The organism is Methylobacterium sp. Gmos3 (genome assembly GCF_056430985.1).
In genome coordinates, this window is the sequence record NZ_JBWJYL010000006.1 from 115,206 (window position 1) to 132,618 (window position 17,413).

The following is a 17,413-nucleotide window of genomic DNA, read 5'->3' on the forward strand; positions in this document are numbered from 1 at the left end:
GGCGAAGCGCCATCTCGCCTTCCGAACCCTCTCCAACCCAGCGAGACGATCCAGCATGCCGTCCTTGTTCGATCCGATCCGTATCGGCGCCATCGAGGCGAAGAACCGGATCTTCATGGCCCCCCTCACCCGTGGCCGCGCCACCCGCGAGCACGTGCCGACGCCGATCATGGCGCAGTACTACACGCAGCGCGCGGGCGCCGGCCTGATCCTCACGGAGGCCACCGGCATTTCGCAGGAAGGCCTCGGCTGGCCCTTCGCGCCGGGCATCTGGTCCGACGCGCAGGTCGATGCGTGGCGCCCGGTGGTGAAGGCCGTCCACGACCATGGCGGCAAGATCGTCTGCCAGATCTGGCACATGGGCCGGATGGTCCATTCCGACTTCCTCGGCGGCAAGCCCCCGGTCTCGTCCTCGGCCACCACCGCGCCGGACCAGGCCCACACCTACGAGGGCAAGAAGCCCTATTCCCAGGCCCGCGCCCTGGAGGTCGCCGAGATCCCGCGCCTGCTCTCCGATTACGAGAAGGCCACCGCCAACGCCCTGGCGGCCGGGTTCGACGGCGTGCAGATCCACGCCGCCAACGGCTACCTGATCGACGAATTTCTGCGCGACGGCACCAACCTGCGCACCGACGAGTACGGCGGCTCCATCGAGAACCGCGTCCGCCTGCTCCGCGAGGTGACGCAGGCCGTGGTGAAGGTCGCGGGCGCCGAGCGCACAGGCGTGCGCCTTTCGCCGAACGGCGCGATCCAGGGGACGAACGATTCGAACCCCGAGCCGCTCTTCGTCGCCGCCGCCAAGGCGCTGGACGAGATCGGCATCGCCTTCCTCGAGATGCGCGAGCCCGGCTACGAGGGCACCTTCGGCAAGGCCGATCATCCGCCGATCGCCCCGGCGATGCGCAAGGTGTTCCGCGCGCCGCTGATCCTGAACGCGGATTACGACGCCAAGAGCGGCCAGGAGGCCCTGGACCGGAACGAGGCCGACGCCATCGCCTATGGCCGGACCTTCATCGCCAACCCGGACCTGCCGGAGCGCTTCGCCAAGGGCGCCCCGCTGACCAAGGACAACGCCCAGACCTGGTACTCGCAGGGGCCGGAGGGCTACACCGACTACCCGACGCTCACCGAGCAGAAGGCCGCCTGAGCACTCTTCCGCATGCCGGCCCCGAACCGGGCCGGCATGCCCAGGCCCTTGCAGCCGCACGATGATTCGGAGCCGGCTGTTTCCACTTTTCCGTGACGTGCCCTAGGCATGGCCGTTAGGGGCGATTAAGTGTCGGGCATACCATGACCAAGCCGATGCCCGGCGCATGCGCCCTCCCCGACATGTCCGAATCCCGCCGGGACGCTGCGGACCGGGCGGCGGAGCTCGATGAGCTCGGCATCCTCGATACGCCCGCCGAGCGCGCCTACGACGATCTCGCCGCCGTCGCGGCCCATGTCTGCGCGGCCCCTGTCGCGCTGGTGAGCCTGCTCGATTCGGACCGGCAATGGTTCAAGGCCGAGATTGGCCTCGGCCTGCGGGAACTCGGCCTCGACCGGACGATCTGCGTCCACACCCTCGCGATCGGCGGCGAACTGACGATCCCCGACCTCACCGCCGATCCGAGGACCGCCGACAGCCCCCTCGTCACGCAGGACGGCTACCGCTTCTACGCCGGCGCGGGCATCCCCGGCCGGAACGGCGTGTTCCTCGGCGCCCTCTGCGTGCTCGACCACAAGCCCCGCCCGGAAGGCTTGAGCTCCGCTCAGAGGTCCACGCTCGCCGCCCTGGCCCGGCAGGTCTCGACCCTGTTCGAGAACCGCCGTGCCCTCTCCCTCGTCGCCAAGCGCGAGGCGGAACTGGCCGCCACGGAGCGCCGCTTCCGGGTGATGACCGCCTCCATGCCGCAGATGGTCTGGACCACGCTGCCGGACGGGTTCCACGACTATTACAACGACCGCTGGTACGAGTTCACCGGCGTGCCCTACGGCTCGACGGATGGCGAGGGCTGGAACGGCATGTTCCACCCGGAGGACCAGGAGAAGGCCTGGGCGCGCTGGCGCCACTCCCTGGAGACGGGCGAGCCCTACGAGATCGAGTACCGGCTGCGCCACCACAGCGGAGTCTATCGCTGGACCCTCGGGCGCGCGATGCCGATCCGCGATGCGGAGGGCCGGATCGAGCGGTGGTTCGGCACCTGCACCGACATCGATGACCTGAAGCGCGCGGAGGGCGAGGCGCGCCGGCTCGCGGCCATCGTCGCGGCCTCGAAGGATTTCATCGGCCTCGCGGGGGACGACGGCAGGGTCGATCACCTCAACGAGGCGGCCCTGGCGATGGTCGGCCTGCCCGACCTCGATGCCGCCCGCGCCCTGACGATCCCCGATTTCTTCACGGCCGAGAGCCGGCTTGCGCTCGCCGATACGGTGATGCCGGCGGTGCGCCGGGACGGCTGGTGGGAGGGCGAGCTCGCCTTCCGCCATTTCACGACCGGCGAGAGCCTCGCCGTGCATTCCACGATCTTCACCGTGCGCGATGCCTCCGGCGCGCTGGCGGGCTTCGCCACCGTCACCCGCGACCTGCGCGAGGCGAAGCGCGCGGAGGAGGCCCGCGATCTGCTGATCCGGGAATTGTCCCACCGGATCAAGAACATCTTCGCCGTGGTCGGCGGGCTCGCCGCCTTGACCGCGCGCAGCGATCCGGCCTCGAAACCCTTCGCGGCGGCGTTCCGGGAGCGGCTCGGGGCCCTGGCCCGCGCCCACGAATATGTGCGCCCCCACTCGCCCGACAGCGCCCCGGCGGTGGCGGGCCAGACGGTGCTCGGGCTGATGCGCCTGCTGATGGCGGCCTATGTCGAGGGCGGCCGTCAGCGCGTGGCGATCAGCGGCGACGACGTCGCGATCGGCGAGCGCACCGCCACGGCGCTGGCCCTCATCATGCACGAGCAGGCCACCAACGCCGTGAAGTATGGCGGCCTCTCCCAGGCCAGCGGCCAGGTGGCCCTCACCGGCAGCCACGCCGACGGGCGCTACACCCTCACCTGGGCCGAGAGCGGCGGTCCGGTGGTGGCCGCCCCCCCGACGCGAAAAGGGTTCGGCACGGTGCTGGCCGAACGCAGCATCGCCGGGCAGCTCGATGGGGTGCTGGAACACGATTGGGCGCCGGGCGGCCTCGTGATGCGCCTCGACGTGCCGGTGGCGAACCTGCGCCATTGATGGCACGCGGCGGCCCCTACGGCCTCGTGGTGCTCGATGTCGATGGGACGCTCATCGACAGTTTCGGCTGGTTCTGCGGGGTGCTGAACGGCGTCGCCGACCGCTACCGCTTCCGCCGCGTGGAGGCGCACGAGGCCGAGGCCCTGCGCCGGCTCGGCGCGCGGGAGATCCTGCGCCATCTCGGCATCCCGCGCTGGAAGGTGCCCTTCATCGCCCGGCACATGCACGGGCTCGCCGCGCGGGATGCCGCGAGCCTGCGCCCGTTTCCCGGCATCCCCGCCATGCTGGCGGGGCTGTCCGGCACGGGGGCAGGGCTCGCGATCCTCTCCTCGAACCGCGAGGATGTGGTGCGGCAGGTGCTCGGACCGGCGGATTCGGCGCGCATCGGCGCGTGGTCCTGCGGCGCCTCGATCTTCGGCAAGGCGCGGCGCCTGCGCCGGCTCGTCGAGGCCTCGCGGCTACCGCCGGAGCGGGTGCTCTGTGTCGGGGACGAGGTTCGCGACTCGGAGGCCGCGCGGGCGATGGGCTGCGCCTTCGGGGCGGTGGCCTGGGGCTACACCGATCCGCAGGCGCTCGCCGCCCTCGCGCCGGACCACCTGTTCCGGGAACCGGACGAGGTCGTTTCCGTCGTGGTGGGATGACGGCGCGGGTGGATCGGCCGCGCCGACCACCCGGCTGCCGCCCCTATTGACCGCGCGTGGCGCCCGGCACGACGCTGGTGCCGGAGCCCGAGCCGAACGGCTCGTAGCGGGTGAGGCCGCGGAAGAGCTGGCTGAGGAAGGCGCGATCCTGGCCGCTGGTCGGCGTCGTGCGCTCGATGAAGTCGAACACCTTCCCGTCCTGCAGGCCGTAGAGCGCCACGCGCTCCACCTTGAAGCCCGGCGTGAAGTAGACGGCGATGACCTTCTGGTCCTGCACCTGCTCGCCCAGGAACATCACCGTGCGGCTGGTGTTCTGGGAGATGTAGTACCAGGACTTGTTGCCGACCGTGGACACGGTGGAGGGCGTGCCGAGAATCTGGAGCACCTGCTCCGGCCCCATGCCCGGCTTCACCGTGGCGAGGGCGGCCTGATCGACCTGATAGCCGTGGCGCAATTCCTCGCCGATACAGCCGGACAGACCTGCGCCGACGAGGCCGAGCAGGGCGAGGCGTGCGAAAGACGAGACGAGACGGCGCCGCATCGGCCCCCCAAGCAATCCGTTGACGACCGGAACGCGGCGGACCGGCCACACGATGTGCGGCGGCGCTTGCGCCCCGGGCGTCGGTTGGCCTACCGCGTGGTCATGGCTTTGACAAGGCAAGCTTGGCCACACCGCCGTGGCCATCTCGTTCCCTCGCACGCGGGCTCCTCCCGGTGATCGCCCGGTTCTTCCGGCGCGGCGCCGCGCGCCGGCGCCCCGTGGAGGCGCTGCACGCGGCCATCGTCGCCGCCGCGCGGCAGCCCGGCCTCTATACCGCCCTCGCCGTGCCGGACACGGTGGAGGGGCGGTTCGAAGCCCTGTGCCTGCACGTCTACCTCGTCCTGCGACGGCTCGACCGGATGCCGCCCCCAGCCGCCGATTTCGCGCAGGAGCTTGTGGATACGGTCTTCGCGAACCTCGACGCCAATGTCCGCGAACTCGGCGTCAGCGACGTGGGCGTGAGCAAGCGCATGAAGAAGATCGCCTCCGCCTTCTACGGCCGGGCGCGCAGCTACGATGCCGCCCTGGCGGCAGGCGACGATGCCGGGTTGCGCACGGCGCTGGCCCGCAACGTCCTGGCGCCGGATGCCGACCCGGCGGGCCTCGCCGCCTATGTCCGCGCCGCCGAGGCATCGCTGTCCGCCGTCGATTTCGACTCCCTGCTCCAGGCAGGGCCACCCTTCCCCGAACCGGCCGCCTTCGCGCGGCCCGCGACCACCACGGACAATCCGGCATGAGTGCCACGCCCCGCCAGCCCCTCTCCCGCCCCATCGAGGTCGGCCGTCTGCCGCGCGGCCGGGCCGAGGTCTCCGTCGAGGCGACCGCGGAGGAATGCGCCGCGCTGGCCCGCGACTTCGGCATCCCGGCGGTGCGCGACCTCGTGGGCCGCTACGCCCTGACGGGAACGGTGAGCCGGCTCACCGTCACCGGCACGGTGGAGGCGGTGGTGACGCAGGTCTGCACCGTGACGCTGGAGCCCTTCGACACTGCCGTGCGCGAGCCGGTAGAGGTGGTGTACAGCGACGCCCCGCCGCCGGAGGAGCCGGAGGAGGGTCCGCCCGAGGGCGCCCCCGAGCCGCCGGACCCGATCGTGAACGGCCGCATCGACCTCGGCGCGCTCACCGCCGAATTCCTCGCGCTCGGCCTCGATCCCTATCCGCGCAAGCCCGGCGTGGATTTCGAGCCGGTGGCCAGCGGGCCGGAGAGCAGCCCGTTCGATGTCCTTCGCCGGCTCCGCGACGAAGAGGCGTGAGAGGCGGAACCGAGCCCCACACCGAATTCGTTTGCCCATGCGGCGGGCATCGCTATGGTCCGCCGCGCCCGGCGGTCCCCCGCCGGATCCCTCCCCGCCGAGGCCGCGAACCGTAATCATATGTCCGACCGCGTCCGCATCTCGCTCGACGCCATGGGTGGCGACCACGGCCCCGCGACGGTGGTGCCCGGTGCCGCCATCGCCCGCGAGCGCCACCCCGGCATGACCTTCCTGATGTTCGGCGACGAGGCGATTCTCGCGCCGCTGGTGGCCGCCGAGCCACGGCTGAAGGATTGCGTCGAGATCCGCCACACCACCGTCTCCATCGCCATGGACGACAAGCCGAGCCAGGCCGTGCGCCAGGGGCGCGGCAAGTCCTCGATGTGGCAGGCGGTGCAGGCGGTGCGCGACGGGCAGGCCGATGCCTGCGTCTCGGCCGGCAACACCGGCGCGCTGATGGCGATGTCGAAGATCTGCCTGAAGACCATGTCGGGGATCGAGCGCCCGGCCATCGCCTGCCTGTGGCCGACCGTGCGCGGCGAGAGCGTCGTGCTCGATGTCGGCGCCACCATCGGCACCGATGCCGAGCATCTGGTGGAGATGGCGGTGATGGGCTCGGCCATGGCCCGCATCGTGTTCGACCTCGACCGGCCGACGGTCGGCCTGCTCAACGTCGGCACCGAGGAGATGAAGGGCAACGAGGCGGTGAAGGAAGCCGCCCGGATGCTGCGCGAGATGGAAGCCGCGGGCCTGACCTACCATGGCTTCGTGGAGGGCACGGACCTCGGCAAGGGCACGGTGGACGTGGTCGTCACCGAGGGCTTCACCGGCAACATCGCCCTCAAGACCGCCGAGGGCACGGCCAAGCAGATCGGCTCCTATCTGCGCTCGGCCATGACCCGCACCCTCTCGGCCAAGATCGGCGCCTTCTTCGCCCGCCACGCCTTCAGGGCGCTGAGGGACAAGATGAACCCGAGCCGCGCCAATGGCGGCGTGTTCCTCGGCCTCGAAGGCATCGTCGTGAAGAGCCACGGCTCCGAGAACGCCGCCGGCTTCGCCTCCGCCGTGGACCTCGCCCACGACATGGCCCGCCACGACATGATCCGCACCATCCGCGAGATGCTCGACCAGACGCCGGCGCTCGCCCCGGCCTGAGCGCCGCTTGAGGAGACGGGCGGGCCGCACGACGGGCCTGCCGGAAAGGACCACACGATGTCAGCCCTGCGTTCCGTCGTCCTCGGCACAGGCTCCTGCCTGCCCGAGCGGGCGGTCACCAACGCCATGCTCGCCGAGCGGGTCGAGACCTCCGACGAATGGATCGTCCAGCGGACCGGCATCCGTCAGCGCCACATCGCCGCCCCGCACGAGACCACCGTGACACTGGGCAGCCGGGCCGCCCAGGCCGCCCTCGACGCAGCCGGGCTCGGCCCCGACTCCATCGACCTCGTGATCTGCGCGACCTCGACGCCGGACCACACCTTCCCCGCCACGGCCACCGAGATCCAGGCGGCACTCGGCATCGGCCAGGGCGCGGCCTTCGACCTGCAGGCGGTCTGCGCCGGCTTCGTGTTCGGCGTCACCACCGCCGACAAGTTCCTCGTCACCGGGGCGGCCCGACGCGCGCTGGTGATCGGCGCCGAGACCTTCTCGCGAATCGTCGATTGGGAGGACCGTACCACCTGCGTGCTGTTCGGCGACGGCGCCGGGGCCGTGGTGCTGGAAGCCCGCGAGGGCGGCGAGCGCGGGGTGCTCTCCTCGGCCCTGCGCTCGGACGGGCGGTATCGGGACAAGCTCTACGTCGACGGCGGCCCCGGCTCGACCGGCGCGGTCGGCCATCTTCGCATGGAGGGCAAGGACGTGTTCCGCTTCGCCGTGGGGCAGGTGACGGACGTGATCGTGGACGCCTTCGCGAAGGCGGGCGTGACCGCCGACGATCTCGACTGGTTCGTGCCGCACCAGGCCAACCGCCGGATCATCGAGGCTTCCGCCGACAAGCTCGGCATCGCCCGCGAGAAGATCGTGATGACCGTCGACCGCCACGGCAACACCTCCGCCGCCTCGATCCCGCTGGCCCTCGACGTGGCCGTCCGGGACGGCCGCATCAAGCCGGGGGACCTCGTGATGATCGAGGCGATCGGCGGCGGCTTCAGCTGGGGCGCAGCACTCCTCCGTTGGTAATGGGCGAGGCCGCGAAACCCGTGGTTGACCAGGCCGCCGCAGCGGATTAGCGTGGTGGATCATAGAGATACGTCCCACAGGGCACGGCGGGAACACCGCCCGGAGGCCCGCATCGGGACAGGGCCAAGCCGGCGAGGGGACGAGGAATGGCGGGGAAGACGGTGACGCGTGCCGACCTGAGCGAGGCCGTCTATCATCAGGTCGGGCTGTCACGGACCGAGTCCGCCGCCCTGGTCGAAACCGTGCTCTCCGAGATCTGCTCCTGTCTCGCCAACGGCGAGACGGTGAAGCTGTCCTCGTTCGGTTCCTTCGTGGTGCGCAGCAAGGGCCGCCGGGTCGGCCGCAACCCCAAGACCGGCGTCGAGGTGGCCATCGAGCCCCGTCAGGTGATGGTGTTCAAGCCCTCGAACGTCCTCAAGGCCCGCATCAACGGCCTCAACGGCGAGGGCGAGGACGACGACGAGTGAGGGTCCCCTTCATCGTCATTGCGAGCGCAGCGAAGCAATCCAGGGAAACGCCACGTTCTGAAAACGGCCCTCCGCCCCTGGGTTGCTTCGCTCCGCTCGCAATGACGGAGGGTGGAATCCAGGCTTGAGCGGGAACCCCGGCGACGGCAGAGTTCCCTTCACACACCGGATCACCCCGAATCACGATGCCCCCAGCGCTCGCCTCCACCGACGACACGAACGAGGCGCGGGAGAAGAGCGCCGGCGCCTTCCGCACGATCAGCGAAGTGGCGCAGGAACTGGACGTGCCGCAGCATGTCCTGCGCTTCTGGGAGACGCGGTTCGGCCAGATCCGCCCCATGAAGCGGGCCGGCGGCCGGCGCTACTACCGGCCGGAGGATGTCGACCTCGTCGCCGGCATCAAGCACCTGCTCCATGTCCGTCGCTACACGATCAAGGGCGCGCAGCGGATCATCAAGGAGAACGGCATCCGCTTCGTCCAGGCGGTCGGCCGGGGCGAGGCCATGGCCGCGCCGCCGCCGCTGCAGGACCTCGATGCCGGCGCCGAGGGGCACGCCGCCGACGATTCGGCGAGCACCGCCCTCCCCTCCGTCGATCAGGCCGCCCTGGAGGACGCCCTCCTCGAGATGCGGGCCTGCCGGGCGATCCTCGACGGGCTGCGCCAGCCGCCGGACTAGCGAAGGCAAGGCCCGGCAAGGCTTTGTCGCAAGGGCCGAACTTTACCGGGAGACTTGCGTTGTCGCCCGCATGGCCGCCCCTAACCAGAAGTTGTCGCCCAGCCAGGAGTTGATGGCCCGCATCCTGCGGATCGTCCGCGCCTGCCCGGACGCGGCCTCCGAGATCCTCGAACTGATCACCTTGGTCAGTCAGGTCGAGGCGGCGACCGCCGTCGACCCGAAATACCGCGACGCGCGGCGGGTGATCGCGCGCCTGCGCGCGCCCCTGTGGGAGATGGGCCCCGCCGACCGCCAGAAGCTGCTCGCCGCCGCCGAGACGATCCGCAAGGTCTGCCGCCTGAAGGAGGACGAGATCCCCGCCTCCCCCATCGCCGACGCCGGCGAGCGGGCGCGGGTGGAGGAACGGCTGGCCTCGACCCTCAGCGGTGAGTTCACCCCGGCCCAGATCGCCCGCGTCACCGGCATCGTCGCGGCGGCGCTTCAGGACTGAGGCGGGTTCGTCGGCGGGCGCCCCTCGACGCGCGCCGTGGACGTTCCCACATGCCCATCAGGCGGGCCGGTCCACTGCCCGCGATGGAGACCTGCCCCGTGACGATCGCCACCGCCCTCCCCGGCCGCTGCTTCCCGGCCCTGTTCGGCGTCCTGTTGCTGGCGGTCCCCGCCGCCGCCCAGACGACGGTGACGCGCTCCAAGACGGTGGCACCGGGCCAGACGGTGCGGCTGGAGATCGCGCCCAACCTCAAGAAGGATTGCAGCTCCGGCCCGATGCCGGAGTTCAAGGTGTCCGGCGCGCCGAAGAACGGCTCGGTGATCACCAAGGTCGGCAAGCTGAAGACCCCCGCGAGCTACCGCTGCCCGAACAAGGAGGCCGCCGTTCAGGCACTCTTCTACCAGGCCAATGCAGGCTACAGCGGCCAGGACGAGGTCACGTTCGAGGTCAAGTCTTCGGACGGGCAGATCCAGACCCAGACGATCAAGATCACCGTCGGCGGCGCCACCGCCAAGCCATCGACCGATGCCAAGAAAGAAGGCACCGACCTTTAAGCCGCAGGCAGTCGAATTCGCTCAATGCATCGTTTTTCGGCGACGACAACAGAGGCTCTTGGAAGAATACCACTCCGTAGTCTGACGAGTGCGGAATTCGTGTCCACGAGTGTTGCACGCAATCACCATGATTGCGTCGTCGTCGCCGCACTGCGACAAATGGCGGACCTGTCGGTTGCATCCGAGCCGGGACAGGATGAAGCTGTCCCGGTCTGAGAGGGTGACGCGAATGCCTATGCAAGCGACGAACGACCTCTTCCAGAGCTTCGCCCGCGGCTACGAAGCGCGCCGCGACACGGAGATGAGCCTCTCCGAGTATCTCGAAGCCTGCCGCGACGAACCGCTGATGTACGCCTCCGCGGCGGAGCGCATCCTGGCGGCGATCGGCGAGCCGGAATTCGTGGATACGGCCAAGGATTCCCGCCTCGGCCGGATCTTCATGAACCGGACGATCCGCACCTACCCCGCCTTCCGCGAATTCTACGGCATGGAGGAGACGATCGAGCGGATCGTCTCGTTCTTCCGGCACGCGGCGCAAGGGTTGGAGGAGCGCAAGCAGATCCTCTACCTCCTCGGCCCGGTCGGCGGCGGCAAATCCTCCCTCGCCGAGCGGCTGAAGCTGCTCATGGAGTTCCACCCGATCTACGTGCTGAAGGCCGGCAACGAGGTCTCCCCCGTCTTCGAGAGCCCCCTCGGCCTGTTCGACCCGGAGGTGATGGGCGAGGAGATCCAGCGCCGCTACGGCATCCCGCGCCGCCGCCTCACCGGGCTCATGAGCCCCTGGGCGCTGAAGCGCCTCGACGAGTTCGGCGGCGACATCTCCCGGTTCAAGGTCATCAAGGTGCGCCCGTCGCGCCTGCGGCAGATCGGCATCGCCAAGACCGAGCCGGGCGACGAGAACAACCAGGACATCTCGTCCCTCGTCGGCAAGGTCGACATCCGCCGGCTGGAAACCCTTTCCCAGGCGGACCCGGACGCCTACTCCTATTCCGGCGGCCTGAACCGGGCGAACCAGGGCGTTCTCGAATTCGTCGAGATGTTCAAGGCGCCGATCAAGATGCTCCACCCGCTGCTCACCGCGACGCAGGAGGGCAACTATGTCGGCACCGAGAATATCGGCGCGATTCCCTTCACGGGCGTGATCCTCGCCCACTCGAACGAGGCCGAGTGGCAGACCTTCAAGACCAACAAGAACAACGAAGCCTTCATCGACCGCATCTACGTCATCAAGGTGCCCTACTGCCTCCGGGTGACGGAGGAGCAGAAGATCTATGACAAGCTGATCTCCGGCTCCGAACTCTCGGACGCGGCCTGCGCGCCGGGCACGCTGGAGATGCTGGCGCGATTCTCGGTGCTCTCGCGCCTACGCGACCACGCGAACTCGAACCTGTTCTCGAAGATGCGCGTGTACGACGGCGAGAGCCTGCGCGAGGTCGATCCCCGCGCCCGCTCGATGCAGGAGTACAAGGATTCGGCCGGCGTCGACGAGGGCATGGACGGGATCTCGACCCGCTTCGCCTTCAAGGTGCTGGCTGCGACCTTCAACCACGACACGACCGAGGTGTCCGCCGACCCCGTGCACCTCATGTACGTGCTGGAGCAGTCGCTCCGCCGGGAACAGCTCCCGCCGGAGACCGAGAAGAAGTACCTCGAGTTCATCAAGACGGAACTGGCGCCCCGTTACGCCGAGTTCATCGGCCACGAGATCCAGAAGGCGTATCTCGAATCGTACCACGATTACGGCCAGAACCTGTTCGACCGCTACATCGACTACGCCGATGCCTGGATCGAGGATCAGGACTTCAAGGATTCCGAGACCGGCCAGCTCATGAACCGGGAGCTCCTGAACCAGGAGCTGACTAAGATCGAGAAGCCGGCCGGCATCGCCAACCCGAAGGACTTCCGCAACGAGGTGGTGAAGTTCGCCCTGCGCTCGCGGGCGCAGCATGGCGGGCGCAACCCGAGCTGGACCAGCTACGAGAAGCTGCGCGAGGTGATCGAGCGGCGGATGTTCTCCCAGGTCGAGGAGCTTCTGCCGGTCATCTCCTTCGGTTCCAAGAAGGACGGCGACACCGAGAAGAAGCACGGCGAGTTCGTCGAGCGGATGGTGTCGCGGGGCTACACCGAGCGGCAGGTCCGCCGTCTGGTGGAATGGTACATGCGGGTGAAGCAGGCGGGCTGAGGGCCGGGTTCGAACACCCTCAGCCGCCACAGTTTCGGACGATCGGCCGGCGAGACTTCCAGCCGGCCGGACACGCGGGCGAGGGCTTGAGCACCTGATGCACATCGTCGACCGACGCCTCAATCCGGGGGGCAAGAGCCTCCCGAACCGTCAGCGCTTCCTGCGCCGCGTGAAGGACGTGGCCCAGCGGGCGGTGCGTGAATCGGCCCGAGAGAACGACATCAAGAACCTCGGCAAGGACGGCCGCGTCACCGTGCCGGCGGATGGGGTGCGCGAGCCGCGCTTCAGCCGCCAGCCCGGCAGCGGCCGGCACGACCACATCCTGCCCGGCAACAAGACCTACGTCGAAGGCGATACGATCGACCGCCCGCCGGGCGGCGGCGGGAGCGGCGGCGGCTCCGGCGAGGGCGGCGACGGCGGCGAGAACAGCGAGGACGCCTTCCAGTTCGTCCTCACCCGGGACGAGTTCCTGGAACTGTTCCTCGAAGACCTCGAACTGCCGGACCTTGCCAAGCGCCGCCTGTCGATCGTGGAGACGGAAGGCCTGCGCCGGGCCGGCTACACGGTGACGGGCTCGCCCGCCAACCTCGCCCTGACGCGGACGCTGCGCAACTCGATGTCGCGCCGCATCGCCCTGAAGCGGCCGAAGCCCGAGGAGGTCGAGGCCCTGGAGACCCGCATCGCGGCGCTGCTCGAGGGCGACCCGGTGCGGGCCGACCTCGAAGCCTCGCTCGCCCTGCTGCGGGAGCGGGCGAAGCGGATTCCCTACGTCGACCCCATCGACCTGCGCTTCCGCCGCTTCGAGCCCTATCCGCGACCCATCGCGCAGGCGGTGATGTTCTGCCTGATGGACGTGTCCGGCTCGATGACCGAGCACATGAAGGACCTCGCCAAACGGTTCTACATCCTGCTCCACATCTTCCTCACGCGGCGCTACCGCCACGTGGAGATCGTCTTCATCCGCCACACCGATCGGGCCACCGAGGTGGACGAGGAGACCTTCTTCGGCTCCCGCGAGACCGGCGGCACGCTGGTCTCCTCGGCGCTGATCGAGATGAAGCGGGTGATCGCCGAGCGCTACGACCCGAACGACTGGAACATCTACGCCGCCCAGGCCTCCGACGGCGACAACGTGTCGAGCGACGGCCCCACCGCGACGGACCTGCTGCGGGCCGACATCCTGCCGGCCTGCCAGCACTTCGCCTATCTCGAGGTGGGCGACGAGAACGGCCCCCGTGCCGGCTTCGTGGAGCACCGCACCACCCTGTGGCGGACCTACGAGGCCATCGCCAAGGCGGGCGGCCCCATCGCCATGCGCAAGGTGAACCACCGCCGGGAGATCTACCCCGTGTTCCGCGAGCTGTTCGGCCGCAAGGACAAGGCGGAGGCTTGACGGTGGTGGGCATGGCTCGTCCGTCCCGCCACGCCGCTCCCCCTCCCCCCTCTGCGGGGGAGGGTACCCTGCGCAGCAGGGGGGGAGAGGGGAGCGCCCGTGCCGGACGGGGCAGGCGTTTGACGACGGGCGGCACCACATCCTGCGCCGTCGCTCCCCTCTCCCGACCCCCTTCGGGGGCCACCCTCCCCCGCAGAGGGGGGAGGGAGATTTCCGAGATCCTTCGGGAGATGCCATGACACGCCTCGCACCCCCGCCGATCGCCCGCGCCGACAAACCCCTGTTCACCGGCAACGACTGGGATTTCGACACCATCCGCCGCATCCACGATGCCTGCGAGGTTGAGGCGCGGCGGCTCGGGCTGTCCTGGTATCCGAACCAGATCGAGATCATCACCGCCGAGCAGATGCTGGACGCCTATGCCTCCATCGGCATGCCGCTGTTCTACAAGCACTGGTCCTTCGGCAAGCATTTCGCCCAGCACGAATCGGGCTACCGCCGGGGCCTGATGGGGCTCGCCTACGAGATCGTCATCAACTCGGACCCGTGCATCTCCTACGTGATGGAAGAAAACACGGCGACGATGCAGACGCTCGTCATCGCCCATGCCGCGTTCGGCCATAACCACTTCTTCAAGAACAACTATCTGTTCCGGCAGTGGACCGATGCCGAGGGCATCCTGGACTATCTCGACTTCGCCAAGGGCTTCATCACCCGCTGCGAGGAGCGCTACGGCCACCAGGCCGTGGAGCAGGTGCTCGACGCCGCCCACGCCCTGATGAGCCAGGGCGTCCACCGCTACCCGCGCAAGAAGCGGCCCGATCTCGCCTCCGAACAGCGCCGGGAGCGCGAGCGGGTGGAGCACGGCGAGCAGATCTACAACGACCTGTGGCGCACCCTGCCGAACAAGCCGGGCGCCGCCCCCTCCGACATGGCCGCCGAGCGCCGCCGCGCCCTGCTGGAACTGCCGCAGGAGAACATCCTCTACTTCCTGGAAAAGGTCGCCCCGCGCCTGCGCCCCTGGCAGCGGGAGATCCTGCGGATCGTGCGCCTCGTCGCGCAGTACTTCTATCCGCAGCGCCAGACCAAGGTGATGAACGAGGGCTGCGCCACCTACGTCCACTACCGGATCATGAACGCCCTCTCCGAGAGCGGCCAGATCACCGAGGCCGCCTATCTCGAATTCCTGCAATCGCACACCAACGTCATCCGCCAGCCGAACTACGACGACCGGTCCTATGGCGGGCACAACCCCTACGCGATCGGCTTCGCGATGATGCAGGACATCGCCCGGATCGCGGAAACGCCGACGGACGAAGACAGGGAGTGGTTCCCCGACATCGCCGGGCGGGGCGACGGGATGGAGGTGCTGCGCGACTGCTGGGAGAACTACCGCGACGAGAGCTTCATCGCGCAGTTCCTCTCGCCCAAGCTGATGCGCGATCTGCGCCTGTTCCACGTGGTGGACGATCCCGACGAGCAGGCCCTGCGGGTCGAGGCGATTCACGACGAGCGCGGCTACCGCCGCCTGCGCCGCTCCTTCGCCCGGCAATACGACGTGGCGTGGCTCGATCCCGACATCGAGGTGGTGGACGTCGATCTCGAAGGGGATCGCCGCCTCGTCCTCCACCACAAGGTGCTCAACAAGATCACCCTGCAGAAGGACGACGCCCGCCGCGTGCTGCAGCACCTCGCCGACCTCTGGGGCTACGACGTGGTGCTCAAGGAGGTGGAGGCGTCCGGGAACGTCCTCAGCGAGATGAGCGCAAGCGCCCGGCCGACCTTCTTCTGAATCCTCGTCCTATCTCCGGCGAACCGGCACCGTTCCCCCGTCCTCGCGAGCCGGAGCCGAAGCGAGGGCGGGGGAGCGACGCGACCGGTCGACCGGAACAGCCATCACGCCCGCTGCGCGTGGACCAGAACGGCGGCGGTCGCCTCGGTGCAGACGCGGTTGCGGCCGAGGCGCTTGGCCCGGTACAGGGCGGAATCGGCCTGCGCGACCAGAGTCTCCCAGTCGCGGTCGGATCGCGATCCGCGGCAGGCGACGCCGAAGCTGCCCGTCACGGCGGGTCCGTTCTGCCGCGCGTCCGGCGCGGCGAGGCAGACCCGCATCCGCTCCGCCATCTCCCTGGCCGCCTCCTCATCGAGGCCGGGGGCGAGGATCAGGAACTCCTCGCCGCCGTAGCGCGCGAGCAGATCGTCGGACCGCACGATGGATTTCAGCACCATCGCCACCCGCCGGAGCACGGCATCGCCGCAGGCATGGCCGTGAAGGTCGTTGACCGTCTTGAAGTGATCGATGTCCACGAGGATCGCCGCCACCGGCAGGCCTGACCGCGCGGCGGAGGCGATCATCCCCGGCGCCTGATCCGACACCGCGCGACGGTTGTAGAGGCCGGTGAGCGAATCCGTGTGCACGAGCACCTTGAGGTTGCGGTTGGTGCGGCGCCGCGCCCGTTCGAGCACGGCCTTGCGCCGCAACTCCCCGCGCAGCACCGCGAGGCCCGCGAACATGCCGTCGATCTCCGGGCCGCAGGGGGCGCGGGGCGCCGGCTCTTCCAGCCGCCCGACCGACAGGGCGAGGATGTCCTCGCGCACGGCGATGAGCGGCGCGAACAGGCGCTTGCGGAACGTCAGCCCGAGCCAGAGCAGGACCAGAACGACGGACGCCGTGATGCCGGCCGAGGCCAGGGTCGCGGCGATGGCGGCTTCGCGGGCCTTCTCGATCCGGCGCAGGGTGAGCGCGCCGAGCCGGTCCTTTAGGGCGGTCGGCGCGGCGAGGCCCGGCACGTAGCGGCGGGTGAACTCGGCGGCGCTGCCCCTCAGGGTCGGCTCGGCGAACACCTCCATGGCCATGGGTAGGCTGCCGGCAAAGTAATCCGCTTCCACCCGCGCCAGTGCCTCGCTCACGGCGGGGTCGTCGGCGTAGTTCTTCCCGAACGTGGCAAGGTTCCGCCAGAGGTGCCGGATGGTGTCCCGGGTGCGGAGCACCGCGAACCTCGCCTCGTCGACCGGCAATCCGCCCGTCAGCGTCATCACGGCGTAGGAGCCGAGGCGGCCGGCCTGCTCACGCAGGCTGCTGGCCTCCGCCTGAAGCAGCACCTCGGCGCCGACCTCGGGCGCGTTGCGCAGGAGCCGGCGCCCGAACTCGCTGCGAAGCGTCTCCGCCTCGTCCGCAACGGCGAACATCGCCTTGATGGCCTCGGAGATCATCGCGCCTGAGCGCTCTTCCGGCGCCTTGGCGCAGATGGCATCGACCTTGGCCCGCGCCGCCACGAGACGGCGCGCGACGGAGTCGAGCACCGCCTTGTCCTGCAAGGCGGCGCTCTGGACCTCCGCGAGACGCCGATCCGTGGTCGCACGGATGGTGGCAAGCCGGCTCAGCACCTCTTCGGAGGATGGCCCGAACGGATCCATCGCCGCGTTGCTGGGGCCGCGCTCGGCAGAGATCATGTCGGTGGCGGCCATGACGAGGCCGAAACGCGACGCGTCGTCGACCGCCCGCCCTGCCCGGCTCAGCTCGGTGAGGTTGGACACGACGAGGGTGCCGCCCAGCGCCGAGCAGCCGAAAGCCGCCAACGCCCCCACGACCCATTGCAGATGTTGAATTCGGATCGTCACCGCCATGCCAGTCCGGGAAGACCCGGACCTCACGCCAGACGTGGCGGGAGCATCCAGGGTTCGCAGCATGGTTTTAGCGCAAACACCACAACGACAGGTGAAGTGGAGCCGGCGAATGCTCCGGAGAGAGCGCCGAAACTAAGCGGAACCTGTCATTTCTGTGTGAGTGTCATCCGATGGTGGACAGGAGACGGGGTGCGATTGCCCCGGGCGGCG

15 protein-coding genes and 1 pseudogene are annotated in these 17,413 nt (G+C 69.4%); 14 read left to right on the forward strand and 2 right to left on the reverse strand.

Annotation, left to right across the window (positions count from 1 at the left end; translation table 11 throughout):
* The first annotated feature begins 55 nt into the window (after positions 1-55).
* The 3 genes from ACS5Q7_RS13695 (at position 56) to ACS5Q7_RS13705 (ending at position 3,842) form a co-directional block, all read left to right on the forward strand.
* Complete coding sequence (locus ACS5Q7_RS13695; RefSeq protein ID WP_478339855.1) at positions 56-1,147, forward strand: alkene reductase; 1,092 nt, start codon at positions 56-58, stop codon at positions 1,145-1,147.
* A 143-nt stretch (positions 1,148-1,290) separates the two neighbouring features.
* Positions 1,291-3,201, forward strand: coding sequence for a sensor histidine kinase (locus ACS5Q7_RS13700; RefSeq protein WP_478339856.1), 1,911 nt, complete (start codon positions 1,291-1,293; stop codon positions 3,199-3,201).
* Positions 3,201-3,842, forward strand: a complete 642-nt coding sequence (locus ACS5Q7_RS13705; RefSeq protein ID WP_478339857.1) for an HAD hydrolase-like protein — start codon at positions 3,201-3,203, stop codon at positions 3,840-3,842. The genes ACS5Q7_RS13700 and ACS5Q7_RS13705 overlap by 1 nt, the downstream gene beginning before the upstream one ends.
* Positions 3,843-3,885: 43 nt before the next feature.
* Here ACS5Q7_RS13705 and ACS5Q7_RS13710 read toward each other — a convergent pair whose 3' ends face one another.
* Positions 3,886-4,383 carry an outer membrane protein assembly factor BamE gene (locus ACS5Q7_RS13710; RefSeq protein WP_478339858.1) on the reverse strand — a complete coding sequence of 166 codons (498 nt, stop codon included), beginning with the start codon at positions 4,381-4,383 and terminating at the stop codon, positions 3,886-3,888.
* Between the two features lie 173 nt (positions 4,384-4,556).
* Here ACS5Q7_RS13710 and ACS5Q7_RS13715 point away from each other — a divergent pair, with 173 nt between their 5' ends.
* The 11 genes and pseudogenes from ACS5Q7_RS13715 to ACS5Q7_RS13765 all read left to right on the forward strand — a co-directional run bounded on the left by ACS5Q7_RS13715 (position 4,557) and on the right by ACS5Q7_RS13765 (position 15,368).
* On the forward strand, positions 4,557-5,120 hold the full coding sequence (locus tag ACS5Q7_RS13715) for a ubiquinol-cytochrome C chaperone family protein (protein WP_478339859.1): 564 nt from the start codon (positions 4,557-4,559) through the stop codon (positions 5,118-5,120).
* A complete protein-coding gene (locus ACS5Q7_RS13720) occupies positions 5,117-5,635 on the forward strand; it encodes a YceD family protein (RefSeq protein ID WP_478339860.1) in 519 nt (172 codons plus the stop codon). Before ACS5Q7_RS13715 ends, ACS5Q7_RS13720 begins: the two co-directional genes overlap by 4 nt.
* Before the next feature lie 120 nt (positions 5,636-5,755).
* The gene (plsX, locus tag ACS5Q7_RS13725; RefSeq protein WP_478339861.1) at positions 5,756-6,790 is read left to right on the forward strand and encodes a phosphate acyltransferase PlsX; all 1,035 of its coding nucleotides are present in this window, start codon (positions 5,756-5,758) and stop codon (positions 6,788-6,790) included.
* Between the two features lie 57 nt (positions 6,791-6,847).
* Positions 6,848-7,813: a beta-ketoacyl-ACP synthase III gene (locus ACS5Q7_RS13730; protein WP_478339862.1), complete on the forward strand. Its 966-nt coding sequence runs from the start codon at positions 6,848-6,850 to the stop codon at positions 7,811-7,813.
* Positions 7,814-7,947: 134 nt separating this feature from the next.
* Positions 7,948-8,280, forward strand: a pseudogene (locus ACS5Q7_RS13735) (integration host factor subunit alpha); the annotation flags it as partial.
* A gap of 185 nt (positions 8,281-8,465) precedes the next feature.
* Positions 8,466-8,957 carry a MerR family transcriptional regulator gene (locus tag ACS5Q7_RS13740; protein WP_478339863.1) on the forward strand — a complete coding sequence of 164 codons (492 nt, stop codon included), beginning with the start codon at positions 8,466-8,468 and terminating at the stop codon, positions 8,955-8,957.
* Positions 8,958-9,027: 70 nt separating this feature from the next.
* Positions 9,028-9,447, forward strand: a complete 420-nt coding sequence (locus ACS5Q7_RS13745) for a hypothetical protein (protein WP_463847521.1) — start codon at positions 9,028-9,030, stop codon at positions 9,445-9,447.
* Positions 9,448-9,530: 83 nt separating this feature from the next.
* Entirely contained in the window at positions 9,531-10,001 is a 471-nt protein-coding gene (locus ACS5Q7_RS13750) for an Ig-like domain-containing protein (protein WP_478340131.1), read from the forward strand.
* A 229-nt stretch (positions 10,002-10,230) separates the two neighbouring features.
* Complete coding sequence (locus tag ACS5Q7_RS13755) at positions 10,231-12,183, forward strand: PrkA family serine protein kinase (protein ID WP_478339864.1); 1,953 nt, start codon at positions 10,231-10,233, stop codon at positions 12,181-12,183.
* Between the two features lie 97 nt (positions 12,184-12,280).
* The gene (locus tag ACS5Q7_RS13760; protein ID WP_478339865.1) at positions 12,281-13,576 is read left to right on the forward strand and encodes a YeaH/YhbH family protein; all 1,296 of its coding nucleotides are present in this window, start codon (positions 12,281-12,283) and stop codon (positions 13,574-13,576) included.
* 235 nt (positions 13,577-13,811) lie between these two features.
* Positions 13,812-15,368 carry a SpoVR family protein gene (locus ACS5Q7_RS13765; protein WP_478339866.1) on the forward strand — a complete coding sequence of 519 codons (1,557 nt, stop codon included), beginning with the start codon at positions 13,812-13,814 and terminating at the stop codon, positions 15,366-15,368.
* A 104-nt stretch (positions 15,369-15,472) separates the two neighbouring features.
* Here ACS5Q7_RS13765 and ACS5Q7_RS13770 read toward each other — a convergent pair whose 3' ends face one another.
* The gene (locus tag ACS5Q7_RS13770) at positions 15,473-17,203 is read right to left on the reverse strand and encodes a GGDEF domain-containing protein (protein ID WP_478339867.1); all 1,731 of its coding nucleotides are present in this window, start codon (positions 17,201-17,203) and stop codon (positions 15,473-15,475) included.
* Between the last annotated feature and the right edge of the window lie 210 nt (positions 17,204-17,413).